This is a genomic window from Escherichia sp. 93.0816 (assembly GCF_013368855.2).
Classification (GTDB): Bacteria; Pseudomonadota; Gammaproteobacteria; order Enterobacterales; family Enterobacteriaceae; genus Escherichia; species Escherichia ruysiae.
Genome location: NZ_JABWNC020000002.1, coordinates 236,037 through 250,587, shown reverse-complemented (window position 1 = coordinate 250,587; position 14,551 = coordinate 236,037). Strand labels below are relative to the sequence as shown.

The window sequence follows — 14,551 nt, the reverse complement described above, 5'->3', positions numbered from 1 at the left end:
GTATACTGATCTGATCATTTAAATTTGAAGCACTGAGTACGGAGAACATATGAAACGTGCATTTATTATGGTGCTGGACTCATTCGGCATCGGCGCTACAGAAGATGCAGAACGCTTTGGTGACGTCGGGGCTGACACCCTGGGTCATATCGCAGAAGCTTGCGCCAAAGGCGAAGCTGATAATGGTCGTAAAGGCCCGCTCAATCTGCCAAATCTGACCCGTCTGGGGCTGGCGAAAGCACACGAAGGTTCTACCGGTTTCATTCCGGCAGGAATGGACGGCAACGCTGAAGTTATCGGCGCGTACGCATGGGCGCACGAAATGTCATCCGGTAAAGATACCCCGTCTGGTCACTGGGAAATCGCCGGTGTACCGGTTCTGTTTGAGTGGGGATACTTCTCCGATCACGAAAACAGCTTCCCGCAAGAACTGCTGGATAAACTGGTCGAACGCGCTAATCTGCCGGGTTACCTGGGTAACTGCCACTCTTCCGGTACGGTCATCCTGGATCAACTGGGCGAAGAGCACATGAAAACCGGCAAGCCGATTTTCTATACCTCCGCTGACTCAGTGTTCCAGATTGCCTGCCATGAAGAAACCTTTGGCCTGGATAAACTCTACGAACTGTGCGAAATCGCCCGTGAAGAGCTGACCAACGGCGGCTACAACATCGGTCGTGTTATCGCTCGTCCGTTTATCGGCGACAAAGCCGGTAACTTCCAGCGTACCGGCAACCGTCACGACCTGGCTGTTGAACCGCCAGCACCGACCGTGCTGCAAAAACTGGTTGATGAAAAACACGGCCAGGTGGTTTCTGTCGGTAAAATTGCGGACATCTACGCTAACTGCGGTATCACCAAAAAAGTGAAAGCGACCGGTCTGGACGCGCTGTTTGACGCCACCATTAAAGAGATGAAGGAAGCGGGTGATAACACCATCGTCTTCACCAACTTCGTTGACTTCGACTCTTCCTGGGGACACCGTCGTGACGTCGCAGGTTATGCGGCGGGTCTGGAACTGTTCGACCGCCGTCTGCCGGAGCTGATGTCACTGCTGCGCGATGACGATATCCTGATCCTCACCGCTGACCACGGTTGTGACCCGACCTGGACTGGTACTGACCACACCCGTGAACACATTCCGGTACTGGTGTATGGCCCGAAAGTAAAACCGGGTTCGCTGGGTCACCGTGAAACCTTCGCGGATATCGGTCAGACTCTGGCAAAATATTTTGGTACTTCTGATATGGAATATGGCAAAGCCATGTTCTGATAATGGGTGCGGCTTGATGCCCTCACCCCGGCCCTCTCCCACAGGGAGAGGGTGAAAACATGTTGATAAGGATAAAACAATGGCTACCCCACATATTAATGCAGAAATGGGCGATTTCGCTGACGTAGTTTTGATGCCAGGCGACCCGCTGCGTGCGAAGTATATTGCTGAAACTTTCCTTGAAGATGTCCGTGAAGTGAACAACGTTCGCGGTATGCTGGGCTTCACCGGTACTTACAAAGGCCGCAAAATTTCCGTAATGGGTCACGGTATGGGTATCCCGTCCTGCTCCATCTACACCAAAGAGCTGATCACCGATTTCGGCGTGAAGAAAATCATCCGCGTGGGTTCCTGTGGTGCTGTTCTGCCGCACGTAAAACTGCGTGACGTGGTGATTGGTATGGGTGCCTGCACCGACTCCAAAGTTAACCGCATCCGTTTTAAAGACCATGACTTTGCCGCTATCGCTGACTTTGACATGGTGCGTAACGCGGTAGACGCGGCTAAAGCTCTGGGCGTTGATGCTCGCGTTGGTAACCTGTTCTCCGCTGACCTGTTCTACTCTCCGGACGGCGAAATGTTCGACGTGATGGAAAAATACGGCATCCTCGGCGTGGAAATGGAAGCGGCTGGTATCTACGGCGTAGCAGCAGAATTTGGTGCGAAAGCTCTGGCTATCTGCACCGTATCTGACCACATCCGCACTCACGAGCAGACCACTGCTGAAGAGCGTCAGACCACCTTCAACGACATGATCAAAATCGCACTGGAATCCGTTCTGCTGGGCGATAAAGAGTAATTGTTTTTCGCTGAAAGGCGATTGTTGTGTTCAGCCGGAGCGGGAGACTGCTCCGGCTTTTTAGTATCTATTCATCAATAGCAACTGATTTATAGATTTACTATTATTTTTCATATGGATAGAAAATAAAATCCATTCAAGTATCTATTCACGAATCTATTCATGTATGTTCAGCCGTCATCCAGGAAGGGCATATCAGCAACTCTGGCGGACAACCATAAATTCCTGCCATTTTGCTTTTGATGTTTGAGCTAAGCCGCTCCGTCTTTTCGATCCGTTTTAGAGAATTAATCGAGATACCTAACATTTTACTTACTTCAGCAAGCGATAATTTATGCCTGATACGCACAGCGGCTAGCCAGGAAATACGCTGGCTGAACATTAAGTTGATAATCTCCCGCTCCTGGTTTTCCAGATCGATCATATTTCCTTCCTTGGATATTTTAATCAGCGAGTTACCGTACTGCCCCAGCCATCCACGCCGACAACTCCCGTAGCTCTTTTTCCTGTTCAGGGAAGTCGACCAGCAGAGCTTCGCACTCTTGTTGCAGCATATCTGCGCGGTACAGACAGCTTTGCAGTCGTCTGGCGAGAGCTTCCAGCGGTGCGGGGTTGAGGCTATCGGTAAACACCTGAGCGCGGGTGATATGGCCTTTTTCAACGTCGAAGTGCAGTTCCACGCCGCCCCATGTGAAGCGTTCATCCAGCAGATGCGAAAATGCCGGAGCCTGACCGAAGTTCCACTCCCAGCTACTCTGGCGGGCAAAGGTTTCGGCGAAGTTTGGCAGGTCTGGCGTTTTGTCCGGTGAGATGATTTCCGCTTCCACGCGCTCGCCATAATGAGCGAAAAAAGCCTTGGTTATGGCCTCGCAAATTTGCTCATGGGTAATTCCCGGTATCAATTCGGTCAGATTGGTCACGCGGGAACGTACCGAAGTAATGCCTTTCGCCGCCAGTTTCTTTTTATCCGGATTGAGATAGTTTGCCAGGCGGCTGAGGTCGGCATTGAGCAGCAAGGTGCCGTGGTGGAAGCCGCGATCTTTGGTTTCGCGATAGGCCGAGCCAGAGACTTTGCGGTCGCCTTCGGCGGTTTTCACCACCAGATCGTTGCGCCCGGAGGCTTCGGCGGTGACGCCGAGCGCGTTCAGCGCATTGAGCACAATCGACGTGGAGATGGTTTTATCGTACTCCGGCTTGCCAGCCATAAAGGTAAAGCAGGTATTGCCGAGATCGTGGAACACCGCGCCACCGCCGCTACTGCGCCGCGCCAGTCGGACGTTATCTTCTTCCATCCGCCGGGTATTACACTCTTTCCACGGGTTTTGTGCGCGACCAATCACTACGGTGTCGGCATTGCGCCAGAGAAACAGAACGCGCTGCGTGGCGGGCATCTGGCGAAAAATACATTCCTCAACCGCCAGGTTAAACCACGGGTCGTAAGAGTCAGAAATAAGCAGGCGTAATGTGGACATAACGATTTCCTTTCTTGTAGTAATGGGTCACTCTTTTTTCTCGCTTTCTTCCTCTTCCGGCACCGGTTTGCTGGCGGTTAACAGGAAGGGGGATTGCTGCCAGCGGGTGCGCTTACCCTGCAACAACGTGCGGGTAAGCACCACGCCGATTGCCAGCGAGAGCAGCAACATCAGGCGTAAAATGTTAGTGGTGTTATCCACCTGTTGGGCTTCGGTGGCGAGCGTATGGGTGTCGAGCGTCAGCCGCAGATAGCCGAGCGGACCATTTTTCCCCGCAATCGGTTCGACAATCTGCTGGTTAAAATAGCCGCCCGCTTTTTTACCGTCGAGCGCCAGCCGATCGCGCACTTCGACGCTTTCGCCTGCGCGGGCGATAAGATCGCCTTGCTCGTCATACACGCCCGCGTCGAGGATGCGGCTTTCGTCTGTTAACTGGCTGAGGATCGCCTGAATGCGTTTTTCATCCGGAGAGTCGGTACGCATTAGCGGCGCAACGTTCAGCGTCACCTGACGCGCCAGGGTGCGAGCCAGTTCTTCAAGTTGCGGATTACGCTGTCGCTGGTGGTTTTGACTAAACCATGACGCCCCCTGCATCAGCGCCACTAACAAGGCGAGGCAGAACAGGACAATCACTGCCCGATGCAGCCGGAATTTCAGTTTTGTGCGAGCCATCTTCCACCCTTTGAAAATTTGAGACTTAATGTTGCCAGAAGCAATGGATACAAGGTAGCCTCATGCGTTATTTTCCCTGCTTCGAACGATTTTACAGGAGCCTTAATGCCTAACATTACCTGGTGCGACCTGCCTGAAGATGTCTCTTTATGGCCGGGTCTGCCTCTTTCATTAAGTGGTGATGAAGTGATGCCACTGGATTACCACGCAGGTCGTAGCGGCTGGCTGCTGTATGGTCGTGGGCTGGATAAACAGCGTCTGACCCAATACCAGAGCAAACTGGGTGCGGCGATGGTGATTGTTGCCGCCTGGTGCGTGGAAGATTATCAGGTGATTCGTCTGGCAGGTTCACTCACCGCACGGGCTACACGCCTGGCCCACGAAGCGCAGCTGGATGTCGCGCCGCTGGGGAAAATCCCGCACCTGCGCACGCCGGGTTTGCTGGTGATGGACATGGATTCCACCGCCATCCAGATTGAATGTATTGATGAAATTGCCAAACTGGCCGGAACGGGCGAGATGGTGGCGGAAGTAACCGAACGGGCGATGCGCGGCGAACTCGATTTTACCGCCAGCCTGCGCAGCCGTGTGGCGACGCTGAAAGGCGCTGACGCCAATATTCTGCAACAGGTGCGTGAAAATCTGCCGCTGATGCCAGGCTTAACGCAACTGGTGCTCAAGCTGGAAACGCTGGGCTGGAAAGTGGCGATTGCCTCCGGCGGCTTTACTTTCTTTGCTGAATATCTGCGCGACAAGCTGCGCCTGACCGCCGTGGTAGCCAATGAACTGGAGATCATGGACGGTAAATTTACCGGCAATGTGATCGGCGACATCGTTGACGCGCAGTACAAAGCGAAAACTCTGACCCGCCTCGCGCAGGAGTATGAAATCCCGCTGGCGCAGACCGTGGCGATTGGCGATGGAGCCAATGACCTGCCGATGATCAAAGCGGCAGGGCTGGGGATTGCCTACCATGCCAAGCCAAAAGTGAATGAAAAGGCGGAAGTCACCATCCGTCACGCTGACCTGATGGGGGTATTCTGCATCCTCTCAGGCAGCCTGAATCAGAAGTAATTGCTCGCCCGTCATCCTGCGGGCGGCACAGCATTAACGAGGTACACCGTGGCAAAAGCTCCAAAACGCGCCTTTGTTTGTAATGAATGCGGGGCCGATTATCCGCGCTGGCAGGGGCAGTGCAGTGCCTGTCATGCCTGGAACACCATCACCGAGGTGCGTCTTGCTGCGTCGCCAACAGTGGCGCGTAACGAGCGTCTCAGCGGCTATGCTGGTAGCGCCGGGGTGGCAAAAGTCCAGAAACTCTCCGATATCAGCCTTGAAGAGCTGCCGCGTTTTTCCACCGGATTTAAAGAGTTCGACCGCGTATTAGGCGGCGGGGTAGTGCCGGGAAGCGCCATTCTGATTGGCGGTAACCCAGGTGCGGGGAAATCCACGCTGCTACTGCAAACGCTGTGCAAACTGGCGCAGCAGATGAAAACGCTGTATGTCACTGGCGAAGAGTCGCTGCAACAGGTGGCAATGCGCGCTCATCGTCTCGGCCTGCCGACTGACAATCTCAATATGTTGTCGGAAACCAGCATCGAGCAGATCTGCCTGATTGCCGAAGAAGAGCAACCGAAGCTGATGGTAATTGACTCGATCCAGGTGATGCATATGGCGGATGTTCAGTCATCGCCTGGCAGCGTGGCGCAGGTGCGTGAAACGGCGGCTTATCTGACGCGCTTCGCCAAAACGCGCGGTGTGGCGATTGTCATGGTTGGGCACGTAACCAAAGATGGCTCGCTGGCTGGCCCGAAAGTGCTGGAACACTGTATCGACTGTTCGGTGCTTTTGGATGGCGATGCCGACTCCCGTTTTCGCACCTTACGCAGCCATAAAAACCGCTTCGGCGCGGTGAATGAGCTGGGCGTCTTCGCGATGACTGAACAGGGGCTGCGTGAAGTCAGCAATCCTTCGGCAATCTTTTTAAGCCGTGGCGATGAAGTGACCTCTGGTAGTTCAGTGATGGTGGTGTGGGAAGGAACGCGTCCGTTGCTGGTGGAGATTCAGGCGCTGGTCGATCACTCGATGATGGCGAATCCGCGCCGCGTGGCGGTAGGTCTGGAGCAAAACCGTCTGGCGATCCTGCTGGCTGTCTTGCACCGTCACGGTGGTCTGCAAATGGCCGATCAGGATGTGTTTGTGAACGTGGTCGGCGGCGTGAAGGTGACAGAAACCAGTGCCGATTTAGCGTTACTGCTGGCGATGGTTTCCAGCCTGCGCGACAGACCGCTGCCACAGGATCTGGTGGTGTTTGGTGAAGTCGGGCTGGCAGGGGAGATCCGCCCGGTGCCCAGCGGTCAGGAACGAATCTCTGAAGCGGCGAAACACGGTTTTCGCCGGGCAATTGTTCCGGCAGCCAACGTGCCGAAAAAAGCGCCGGAAGGGATGCAGATTTTTGGCGTTAAAAAACTCTCCGACGCGCTTAGCGTGTTCGACGACTTATAATGAGAGATACGGAGGGAGATATGTCGTCATTTGATTACCTGAAAACCGCTATTAAGCAACAAGGCTGCACGTTACAGCAGGTTGCTGATGCCAGCGGTATGACCAAAGGGTATTTAAGCCAGTTACTGAATGCCAAAATCAAAAGCCCCAGCGCGCAAAAGCTGGAGGCGTTGCACCGTTTTTTGGGGCTTGAGTTTCCCCGTCAGAAGAAAACCATTGGTGTCGTATTCGGTAAGTTCTACCCGCTGCATACCGGACATATCTACCTTATCCAGCGCGCCTGTAGCCAGGTTGACGAGCTGCATATCATTATGGGCTTTGACGATACCCGCGACCGCGCGTTGTTTGAAGACAGCGCCATGTCGCAGCAGCCAACGGTGCCGGATCGTCTGCGCTGGTTATTGCAAACCTTTAAATATCAGAAAAATATCCGTATTCATGCCTTCAACGAAGAGGGCATGGAGCCGTATCCGCACGGCTGGGACGTGTGGAGCAACGGCATCAAAAATTTTATGGCCGAAAAAGGCATTCAGCCGGATCTGATCTACACCTCGGAAGAGACCGACGCACCACAGTACCTGGAGCATCTGGGGATCGAAACGGTGCTTGTCGATCCGAAACGCACCTTTATGAGTATCAGCGGAGCGCAGATCCGTGAAAACCCGTTCCGCTACTGGGAATATATTCCCACCGAAGTGAAACCGTTCTTTGTGCGTACCGTGGCGATCCTCGGCGGCGAGTCGAGCGGTAAATCCACCCTGGTAAACAAACTCGCCAACATCTTCAACACCACCAGTGCGTGGGAGTTTGGTCGCGATTATGTCTTTTCGCACCTCGGTGGCGATGAGATCGCGTTGCAGTATTCCGACTACGATAAAATCGCGCTGGGTCACGCTCAATATATTGATTTTGCGGTGAAATATGCCAATAAAGTGGCGTTTATCGACACTGATTTTGTGACAACTCAGGCGTTCTGCAAAAAGTACGAAGGGCGTGAGCATCCGTTCGTGCAGGCGCTGATCGATGAATACCGTTTTGATCTGGTGATCCTGCTGGAGAACAATACTCCGTGGGTGGCGGATGGTTTACGCAGCCTCGGCAGTTCGGTGGATCGTAAAGAGTTCCAGAATCTGCTGGTGGAGATGCTGGAAGAGAACAATATCGAATTTGTGCGGGTTGAAGAGGACGATTACGACAGCCGTTTCCTGCGCTGCGTGGAGCTGGTGCGGGAGATGATGGGGGAGCAGGGTTAAGACCCAATGCCTGATGCGACGCTGACGCGTCTTATCAGGCCTACTGTTTCGCAACGTATTGAAATCGCTGGGCTTGTAGGCCGGATAAGGCGTTCACGCCGCATCCGGCATTTTACAAATTACTTCGCAATACGCTTGTACTTGATACGCTTCGGCTCCAGCGCATCTGCGCCCAGCGTGCGTTTCTTGTACTCTTCGTACTCGGTAAAGTTACCTTCGAAGAACTCAACTTTACCTTCATCCTGATAATCCAGAATGTGCGTCGCGATACGGTCGAGGAACCAACGGTCGTGCGAGATAACCATCGCGCAGCCCGGGAACTCCAGCAGGGCGTTTTCCAGCGCGCGCAGGGTTTCGATATCCAGGTCGTTGGTCGGTTCGTCGAGCAGCAGCATGTTGCCGCCAACCTGCAGCAGCTTCGCCAGATGCAGACGACCGCGCTCACCGCCGGAAAGTTCGCCAACGCGTTTACCCTGATCAACCCCTTTAAAGTTAAAGCGGCCTACGTAAGCACGGCTTGGCATCTCGGTGTTACCAATCTTCATGATATCCAGCCCGCCGGAAACTTCTTCCCATACGGTTTTGCTGTTATCCATTGAGTCACGGAACTGATCAACTGACGCCAGTTTCACCGTTTCACCTAAAGTGATGGTGCCGCTGTCCGGCTGTTCCTGACCAGAGATCATACGGAACAGGGTCGATTTACCCGCGCCGTTCGGACCGATGATCCCGACGATCGCCCCTTTCGGGAGCGAGAAGCTCAGGTTATCAATCAGCAGGCGATCGCCGTAGGATTTACGCAGGTTGCTGACTTCCAGCACTTTATCGCCCAGACGCGGTCCAGGTGGAATAAACAGTTCGTTGGTTTCGTTACGTTTCTGATATTCGGTGTTGTTCAGCTCTTCAAAGCGCGCCAGACGTGCTTTACCTTTCGACTGACGGCCTTTAGTCCCCTGACGTACCCACTCCAGCTCTTTTTCAATCGACTTACGACGTGCTGCTTCTTGCGAAGCTTCCTGCGCCAGACGCTGATCTTTCTGCTCCAGCCAGGACGAGTAGTTACCTTCCCACGGAATACCTTCGCCACGGTCAAGTTCGAGGATCCAGCCCGCAACGTTATCGAGGAAGTAACGGTCGTGGGTAATCGCCACAACGGTGCCTTCGAAGTCGTGCAGGAAGCGTTCCAGCCACGCTACGGATTCGGCATCCAGGTGGTTAGTTGGTTCGTCGAGCAGCAGCATGTCTGGTTTTTCCAGCAGCAGGCGGCACAATGCCACGCGACGACGCTCACCACCAGAGAGGTTAGCGATTTTCGCCTCCCAGTCTGGCAGACGCAGCGCATCCGCCGCACGCTCCAGTTGCACATTCAGGTTATGACCGTCGTGAGCCTGAATGATCTCTTCCAGACGACCCTGTTCAGCGGCCAGCTTGTCGAAATCGGCATCCGGATCGGCGTATAACGCATACACTTCATCCAGGCGTTTCAGGGCGTTAACCACTTCAGAGACCGCTTCTTCAATGGACTCACGCACGGTGTGTTCCGGGTTCAGCTGCGGTTCCTGCGGCAGATAACCAATCTTGATATCCGGCTGCGGACGCGCTTCACCTTCGATATCTTTATCGATGCCCGCCATAATGCGCAGCAGGGTGGACTTACCGGCGCCGTTCAGACCCAGGACGCCGATTTTTGCCCCAGGGAAGAAACTCAGAGAGATGTTTTTCAAAATATGACGTTTCGGCGGAACAACTTTGCCGACACGATGCATGGTATAAACGAATTGAGCCACGTTGGACTTCGCCTCTATGTTTATCGTGATGATGAGTTTTCAAAGGCGAAGTGTAGCCTGTTTCCTTATCTAATCCCAGCCGGTCGATCACCCTCCCGATAAAAGTAAAAAAGTGTCCATAACGTGGCGCAAACGGCAATGACTGGTTAGCATAAATCTATTAGGCGGCAAGATGCTGCATTGATGTATTTACACTTAGAGGATGCGCTTGTGGAAAAAGCCAAACAAGTTACCTGGCGGCTGTTGGCTGCCGGTGTCTGTCTGCTGACGGTCAGCAGCGTGGCGCGAGCCGACTCACTGGATGAGCAGCGTAGCCGTTACGCGCAAATCAAGCAGGCCTGGGATAATCGACAAATGGATGTGGTCGAACAAATGATGCCATCCCTGAAGGATTATCCACTTTATCCCTACCTGGAATACCGCCAGATCACCGATGATCTGATGAATCAACCAGCGGTCACGGTCACTAACTTTGTTCGCGCTAACCCAACGCTTCCTCCGGCTCGCGCACTACAATCTCGTTTCGTCAATGAGCTGGCGCGGCGTGAAGACTGGCGTGGCTTGTTAGCTTTTAGCCCGGAAAAACCAGGGACTACCGAAGCGCAATGTAATTACTACTATGCGAAATGGAACACCGGGCAGAGCGAAGAAGCCTGGCAGGGGGCGAAAGAGCTGTGGCTAACCGGCAAGAGCCAGCCTAACGCTTGCGATAAGTTGTTTAGCGTCTGGCGCGCGTCCGGTAAGCAAGAGCCACTGGCTTATTTAGAGCGTATCCGCCTGGCGATGAAAGCGGGCAATACCGGATTAGTGACGGTACTCGCAGGTCAGATGCCTGCCGATTATCAAACTATCGCCTCGGCGATTATTTCTCTGGCGAACGATCCCAATACAGTGCTGACCTTCGCGCGTACTACCGGAGCGACTGATTTTACCCGCCAGATGGCAGCGGTGGCGTTTGCCAGCGTGGCGCGCCAGGATGCAGAAAACGCACGACTGATGATCCCGTCGCTTGCCCAGGCGCAGCAGCTTAATGAAGATCAGATTCAGGAGCTACGCGATATCGTCGCCTGGCGTCTGATGGGCAATGACGTCACCGACGAGCAGGCGAAATGGCGCGATGACGCAATTATGCGTTCGCAATCCACGTCGTTAATTGAACGACGCGTGCGGATGGCGCTTGGCACTGGCGACCGTTCTGGCCTGAATACCTGGCTGGCACGCTTGCCAATGGAAGCGAAAGAGAAAGATGAATGGCGCTACTGGCAAGCGGATTTACTGCTGGAACGCGGTCGTGAAGCGGAAGCAAAAGAGATTTTGCATCAACTCATGCAACAGCGTGGTTTCTACCCGATGGTTGCTGCACAGCGGATCGGCGAAGAGTATGAGCTGAAGATTGATAAAGCGCCGCAGAATATCGACAGTGCTCTGACTCAGGGGCCGGAGATGGCGCGCGTGCGCGAGTTGATGTACTGGAATCTCGATAACACCGCGCGTAGCGAGTGGGCCAATCTGGTGAAGAGCAAGTCAAAAACAGAGCAGGCACAGCTGGCGCGGTATGCTTTCAACAACCAATGGTGGGATCTTAGCGTTCAGGCGACGATCGCCGGGAAACTGTGGGATCATCTGGAAGAGCGATTCCCGCTGGCCTACAACGATCTTTTTAAACGCTACACCAGTGGCAAAGATATCCCGCAAAGCTATGCAATGGCGATTGCTCGCCAGGAGAGCGCCTGGAATCCGAAAGTGAAGTCGCCGGTAGGCGCCAGCGGTCTGATGCAGATTATGCCGGGCACAGCGACCCATACGGTGAAAATGTTCTCAATTCCAGGTTACAGCAGCCCAGGACAATTGCTGGATCCGGAAACGAACATCAACATTGGCACCAGTTACCTGCAATATGTTTATCAGCAGTTTGGTAATAACCGCATTTTCTCATCGGCAGCCTATAACGCTGGACCAGGGAGAGTGCGCACATGGCTTGGTAACAGCGCCGGACGTATCGACGCGGTGGCGTTTGTCGAGAGTATCCCGTTCTCCGAGACGCGCGGTTATGTGAAGAACGTGCTGGCTTATGACGCGTATTATCGCTATTTCATGGGCGATAAACCGACGCTTTTGAGCGCCACAGAATGGGGGCGTCGTTACTGAACCGCCCGTTTATGATATGCTATCGTACTCTTTTGCGAGTACAACCGGGGGAGGCATTTTGCTTCCCCCGCTAACAATGGCGACACACTATGGCTCAACAATCACCCTATTCAGCAGCGATGGCAGAACAGCGTCACCAGGAGTGGTTACGTTTTGTTGACCTGCTTAAGAATGCCTACGAAAACGATCTCCATTTACCGCTGTTAAACCTGATGCTGACGCCGGATGAGCGCGAAGCGTTGGGGACTCGCGTGCGTATCGTAGAAGAGTTGTTGCGCGGTGAAATGAGCCAGCGTGAGTTAAAAAACGAACTCGGCGCGGGCATTGCGACCATTACTCGTGGATCGAACAGCCTGAAAGCCGCACCCGTCGAGTTGCGCCAGTGGCTGGAAGAAGTGCTGCTGAAAAGCGATTGATTTTGTAGGCCTGATAAGACGCGTCAGCGTCGCATCAGGCATTGCGCACCGAATGCCGGATGCGGCGTGAACGCCTTATCCGCCCTACAATGGCTGATATACCGCATTATGAAACGGACTTAGCGCCAGGATCACCGCCTGGTGATAGACGCTGGCGCGGGTGAGTTTCCCGGCGGTAAACACGCCGATCGCACCCTCTTTACGGCCAATCTCATCAATGCCGGTATAACGTGACATCACGGGGCCAAGCGCCTCGCCTTCACGCACTTTCTCCAGAATCACCTCAGGTAACGGCAAAGTTGCCGAACGCGCTTCACCGCGCTGGCTCGCGTTTTCAATCACCACCCAACTGAAGGTGCTGTCACCATCAATACCCGCTTCAATCGCTACCCAAAAATCAGCCTCTGGGCGTAAATGACGGGAATTTGCTACCCGATTTCGTGCGCCAGCGCGCGTTTCCTCACTGCCAAAGGGCTGTTCCGGTACGCCGCTCTCGACGGCAACGGACTCAATGTGGCAGGATCCTTCGCCGAAGATCTCGTGAAATGCCTGCAGAATGGCCTGAATTTTAGCGGGATTGGTGGTCGCACAGACAACATGGTGCATAATCAGGATTACTCACAAAATTAACGTTAAAGCAGTATACGGAAAAAAAGCATGTTACAGGTATACCTTGTCCGCCACGGTGAAACCCAGTGGAACGCCGAGCGACGTATTCAGGGCCAGTCTGACAGCCCGCTGACTGCAAAAGGTGAGCAACAGGCAATGCAGGTGGCGAACCGTGCCAAAGAGCTTGGCATTACGCATATTATCAGTAGTGATTTAGGCCGCACCCGGCGTACGGCGGAAATCATCGCCCAGGCTTGTGGTTGTGACATCATCTTTGATTCCCGCTTGCGTGAGTTAAATATGGGCGTGCTGGAGAAAAGACACATTGACTCTTTGACTGAAGAAGAAGAGAACTGGCGTCGTCAGCTCGTCAATGGCACCGTTGACGGGCGTATTCCTGAAGGCGAGTCGATGCAGGAACTTAGCGATCGCGTTAACGCAGCACTGGAATCTTGTCGGGATTTACCACCGGGAAGTCGACCGCTGCTGGTGAGCCACGGTATCGCGCTGGGATGCCTGGTGAGTACCATTCTGGGCTTACCGGCATGGGCAGAACGACGCTTACGTCTGCGTAACTGTTCTATTTCGCGCGTGGATTATCAGGAAAGCCTGTGGCTGGCATCTGGCTGGGTCGTTGAAACTGCAGGGGACATCTCGCATCTGGACGCCCCTGCATTAGACGAGCTACAGCGTTAACGACGTATCGGAATAAGCAGCTCGCAGCGCAGATTAATTGGGCGATCTCCCGCTTTGGCATCTTCTGCCGGGTAGTATCGCTCAATATCCTGGCCTTTACGGCGAGTCAGGTTGAGCATCGGCATACAGGTTCCGTATACCGTCAGAATAAACTCCTGCACGCCGGTTCCCAGACCTTCGTAGGTAAACATCACATAGTCGCCGCCCTGCAACAGCACCGGATGCCCGGTCAGTACATAGCCGTCGGCTTGGTCCCGAGCCAGAGCCGTGGTGTAAAACACTTCTTGCTCGTCGTCTTTATCCTGGCTTGGACGCGTTTCGTTCAAACCGTAAAGCACTGGCGGAATGGTTGGCGAGTTACCGAGAAAATCATGCCAGAACTGGTAGCGCATTTCGTGGCGGAAATCAGAGATTTGCTCCAGCGAGCAGGAGTAGCTCTGGGTAACACCAATCAGCGGCGTATCTTCCAGGGTGACAAATTTGTGCTCTGGCATGGTAAATTCACCCAGACGCAGCGGCGGGCGAATACCAAAGGCGCTCCATTCAGGAGAACGGCGGTAAAGTGCGGGAGTCTGGGCAAACTGCTTCTTGAATGCGCGGGTAAATGTCTGTTGGGAGTCGAAGCGGTATTGCAGCGCGATATCCAGAATCGGACGCGCAGTCAGGCGTAGTGCGACCGCCGATTTCGACAAACGACGAGCACGAATATACGCGCCAATAGCATGGCCAGTGACATCTTTAAACATTCTCTGTAAGTGCCACTTGGAATAACCTGCTTTCGCCGCTACATTGTCGAGCGACAGGGGCTGATCCAGATGACCTTCCAGCCAGATTAAAAGGTCGCGAATAATGCCGGCCTGATCCATAAAATATCCTCATCCTTTCAACAACGAGCACCTGACATCAGGTAATTGGATAATA

14 protein-coding genes are annotated in these 14,551 nt (G+C 53.9%); 8 read left to right on the top strand and 6 right to left on the bottom strand.

Annotation, left to right across the window (positions count from 1 at the left end; genetic code table 11):
- Nucleotides 1–49: 49 nt before the first annotated feature.
- Complete coding sequence (deoB, locus tag HEM79_RS03920; protein WP_000816471.1) at nucleotides 50–1,273, top strand: phosphopentomutase; 1,224 nt, start codon at nucleotides 50–52, stop codon at nucleotides 1,271–1,273.
- A 79-nt stretch (nucleotides 1,274–1,352) separates the two neighbouring features.
- Nucleotides 1,353–2,072: a purine-nucleoside phosphorylase gene (gene deoD / locus HEM79_RS03915; RefSeq protein ID WP_000224882.1), complete on the top strand. Its 720-nt coding sequence runs from the start codon at nucleotides 1,353–1,355 to the stop codon at nucleotides 2,070–2,072.
- A 160-nt stretch (nucleotides 2,073–2,232) separates the two neighbouring features.
- On the opposite strand, the gene HEM79_RS03910 is transcribed toward deoD, so the two are convergent.
- From HEM79_RS03910 to HEM79_RS03900, 3 genes are read right to left on the bottom strand one after another with little or no spacing between them, the layout of a single operon-like run.
- A complete protein-coding gene (locus HEM79_RS03910; RefSeq protein WP_176241831.1) occupies nucleotides 2,233–2,496 on the bottom strand; it encodes a helix-turn-helix domain-containing protein in 264 nt (87 codons plus the stop codon).
- 31 nt (nucleotides 2,497–2,527) lie between these two features.
- Nucleotides 2,528–3,544 (bottom strand): lipoate--protein ligase LplA, encoded by a 1,017-nt coding sequence (gene lplA / locus HEM79_RS03905; RefSeq protein WP_176241830.1) that lies wholly within the window; start codon nucleotides 3,542–3,544, stop codon nucleotides 2,528–2,530.
- A gap of 27 nt (nucleotides 3,545–3,571) precedes the next feature.
- The gene (locus HEM79_RS03900) at nucleotides 3,572–4,216 is read right to left on the bottom strand and encodes a YtjB family periplasmic protein (protein WP_176241829.1); all 645 of its coding nucleotides are present in this window, start codon (nucleotides 4,214–4,216) and stop codon (nucleotides 3,572–3,574) included.
- Nucleotides 4,217–4,321: 105 nt separating this feature from the next.
- On the opposite strand from HEM79_RS03900, the gene serB reads away from it, so the two are divergent.
- The 3 genes from serB to nadR are packed head-to-tail and all read left to right on the top strand — an operon-like array spanning nucleotide 4,322 to nucleotide 7,974.
- Nucleotides 4,322–5,290, top strand: a complete 969-nt coding sequence (gene serB / locus HEM79_RS03895) for a phosphoserine phosphatase (RefSeq protein ID WP_001132955.1) — start codon at nucleotides 4,322–4,324, stop codon at nucleotides 5,288–5,290.
- 48 nt (nucleotides 5,291–5,338) lie between these two features.
- Nucleotides 5,339–6,721, top strand: a complete 1,383-nt coding sequence (radA, locus tag HEM79_RS03890; RefSeq protein WP_001029698.1) for a DNA repair protein RadA — start codon at nucleotides 5,339–5,341, stop codon at nucleotides 6,719–6,721.
- Between the two features lie 20 nt (nucleotides 6,722–6,741).
- Complete coding sequence (nadR, locus tag HEM79_RS03885) at nucleotides 6,742–7,974, top strand: multifunctional transcriptional regulator/nicotinamide-nucleotide adenylyltransferase/ribosylnicotinamide kinase NadR (RefSeq protein WP_000093822.1); 1,233 nt, start codon at nucleotides 6,742–6,744, stop codon at nucleotides 7,972–7,974.
- 119 nt (nucleotides 7,975–8,093) lie between these two features.
- Here nadR and ettA read toward each other — a convergent pair whose 3' ends face one another.
- Complete coding sequence (gene ettA, locus HEM79_RS03880) at nucleotides 8,094–9,761, bottom strand: energy-dependent translational throttle protein EttA (RefSeq protein ID WP_176241828.1); 1,668 nt, start codon at nucleotides 9,759–9,761, stop codon at nucleotides 8,094–8,096.
- A 210-nt stretch (nucleotides 9,762–9,971) separates the two neighbouring features.
- On the opposite strand from ettA, the gene sltY reads away from it, so the two are divergent.
- Nucleotides 9,972–11,909 carry a murein transglycosylase gene (sltY, locus tag HEM79_RS03875; protein ID WP_016159432.1) on the top strand — a complete coding sequence of 646 codons (1,938 nt, stop codon included), beginning with the start codon at nucleotides 9,972–9,974 and terminating at the stop codon, nucleotides 11,907–11,909.
- An 89-nt stretch (nucleotides 11,910–11,998) separates the two neighbouring features.
- Entirely contained in the window at nucleotides 11,999–12,325 is a 327-nt protein-coding gene (gene trpR / locus HEM79_RS03870) for a trp operon repressor (RefSeq protein ID WP_000068670.1), read from the top strand.
- Nucleotides 12,326–12,409: 84 nt separating this feature from the next.
- On the opposite strand, the gene yjjX is transcribed toward trpR, so the two are convergent.
- Nucleotides 12,410–12,931 (bottom strand): inosine/xanthosine triphosphatase, encoded by a 522-nt coding sequence (yjjX, locus tag HEM79_RS03865; RefSeq protein WP_176241827.1) that lies wholly within the window; start codon nucleotides 12,929–12,931, stop codon nucleotides 12,410–12,412.
- A gap of 51 nt (nucleotides 12,932–12,982) precedes the next feature.
- On the opposite strand from yjjX, the gene gpmB reads away from it, so the two are divergent.
- Complete coding sequence (gene gpmB / locus HEM79_RS03860) at nucleotides 12,983–13,630, top strand: 2,3-diphosphoglycerate-dependent phosphoglycerate mutase GpmB (RefSeq protein WP_000942335.1); 648 nt, start codon at nucleotides 12,983–12,985, stop codon at nucleotides 13,628–13,630.
- Here the strand turns inward: gpmB and robA are convergent.
- Nucleotides 13,627–14,496, bottom strand: coding sequence for an MDR efflux pump AcrAB transcriptional activator RobA (gene robA / locus HEM79_RS03855; protein WP_000371672.1), 870 nt, complete (start codon nucleotides 14,494–14,496; stop codon nucleotides 13,627–13,629). The genes gpmB and robA overlap by 4 nt on opposite strands.
- Nucleotides 14,497–14,551: the final 55 nt, after the last annotated feature.

Coding starts and splice junctions, on each gene's coding strand:
- deoB (WP_000816471.1), top strand. CDS start 50: ATGAAACGTGCATTTATTATGGTGCTGGACTCATTCGGCATCGGCGCT.
- deoD (WP_000224882.1), top strand. CDS start 1,353: ATGGCTACCCCACATATTAATGCAGAAATGGGCGATTTCGCTGACGTA.
- HEM79_RS03910 (WP_176241831.1), bottom strand. CDS start 2,496: ATGATCGATCTGGAAAACCAGGAGCGGGAGATTATCAACTTAATGTTC.
- lplA (WP_176241830.1), bottom strand. CDS start 3,544: ATGTCCACATTACGCCTGCTTATTTCTGACTCTTACGACCCGTGGTTT.
- HEM79_RS03900 (WP_176241829.1), bottom strand. CDS start 4,216: ATGGCTCGCACAAAACTGAAATTCCGGCTGCATCGGGCAGTGATTGTC.
- serB (WP_001132955.1), top strand. CDS start 4,322: ATGCCTAACATTACCTGGTGCGACCTGCCTGAAGATGTCTCTTTATGG.
- nadR (WP_000093822.1), top strand. CDS start 6,742: ATGTCGTCATTTGATTACCTGAAAACCGCTATTAAGCAACAAGGCTGC.
- trpR (WP_000068670.1), top strand. CDS start 11,999: ATGGCTCAACAATCACCCTATTCAGCAGCGATGGCAGAACAGCGTCAC.
- yjjX (WP_176241827.1), bottom strand. CDS start 12,931: ATGCACCATGTTGTCTGTGCGACCACCAATCCCGCTAAAATTCAGGCC.
- gpmB (WP_000942335.1), top strand. CDS start 12,983: ATGTTACAGGTATACCTTGTCCGCCACGGTGAAACCCAGTGGAACGCC.
- robA (WP_000371672.1), bottom strand. CDS start 14,496: ATGGATCAGGCCGGCATTATTCGCGACCTTTTAATCTGGCTGGAAGGT.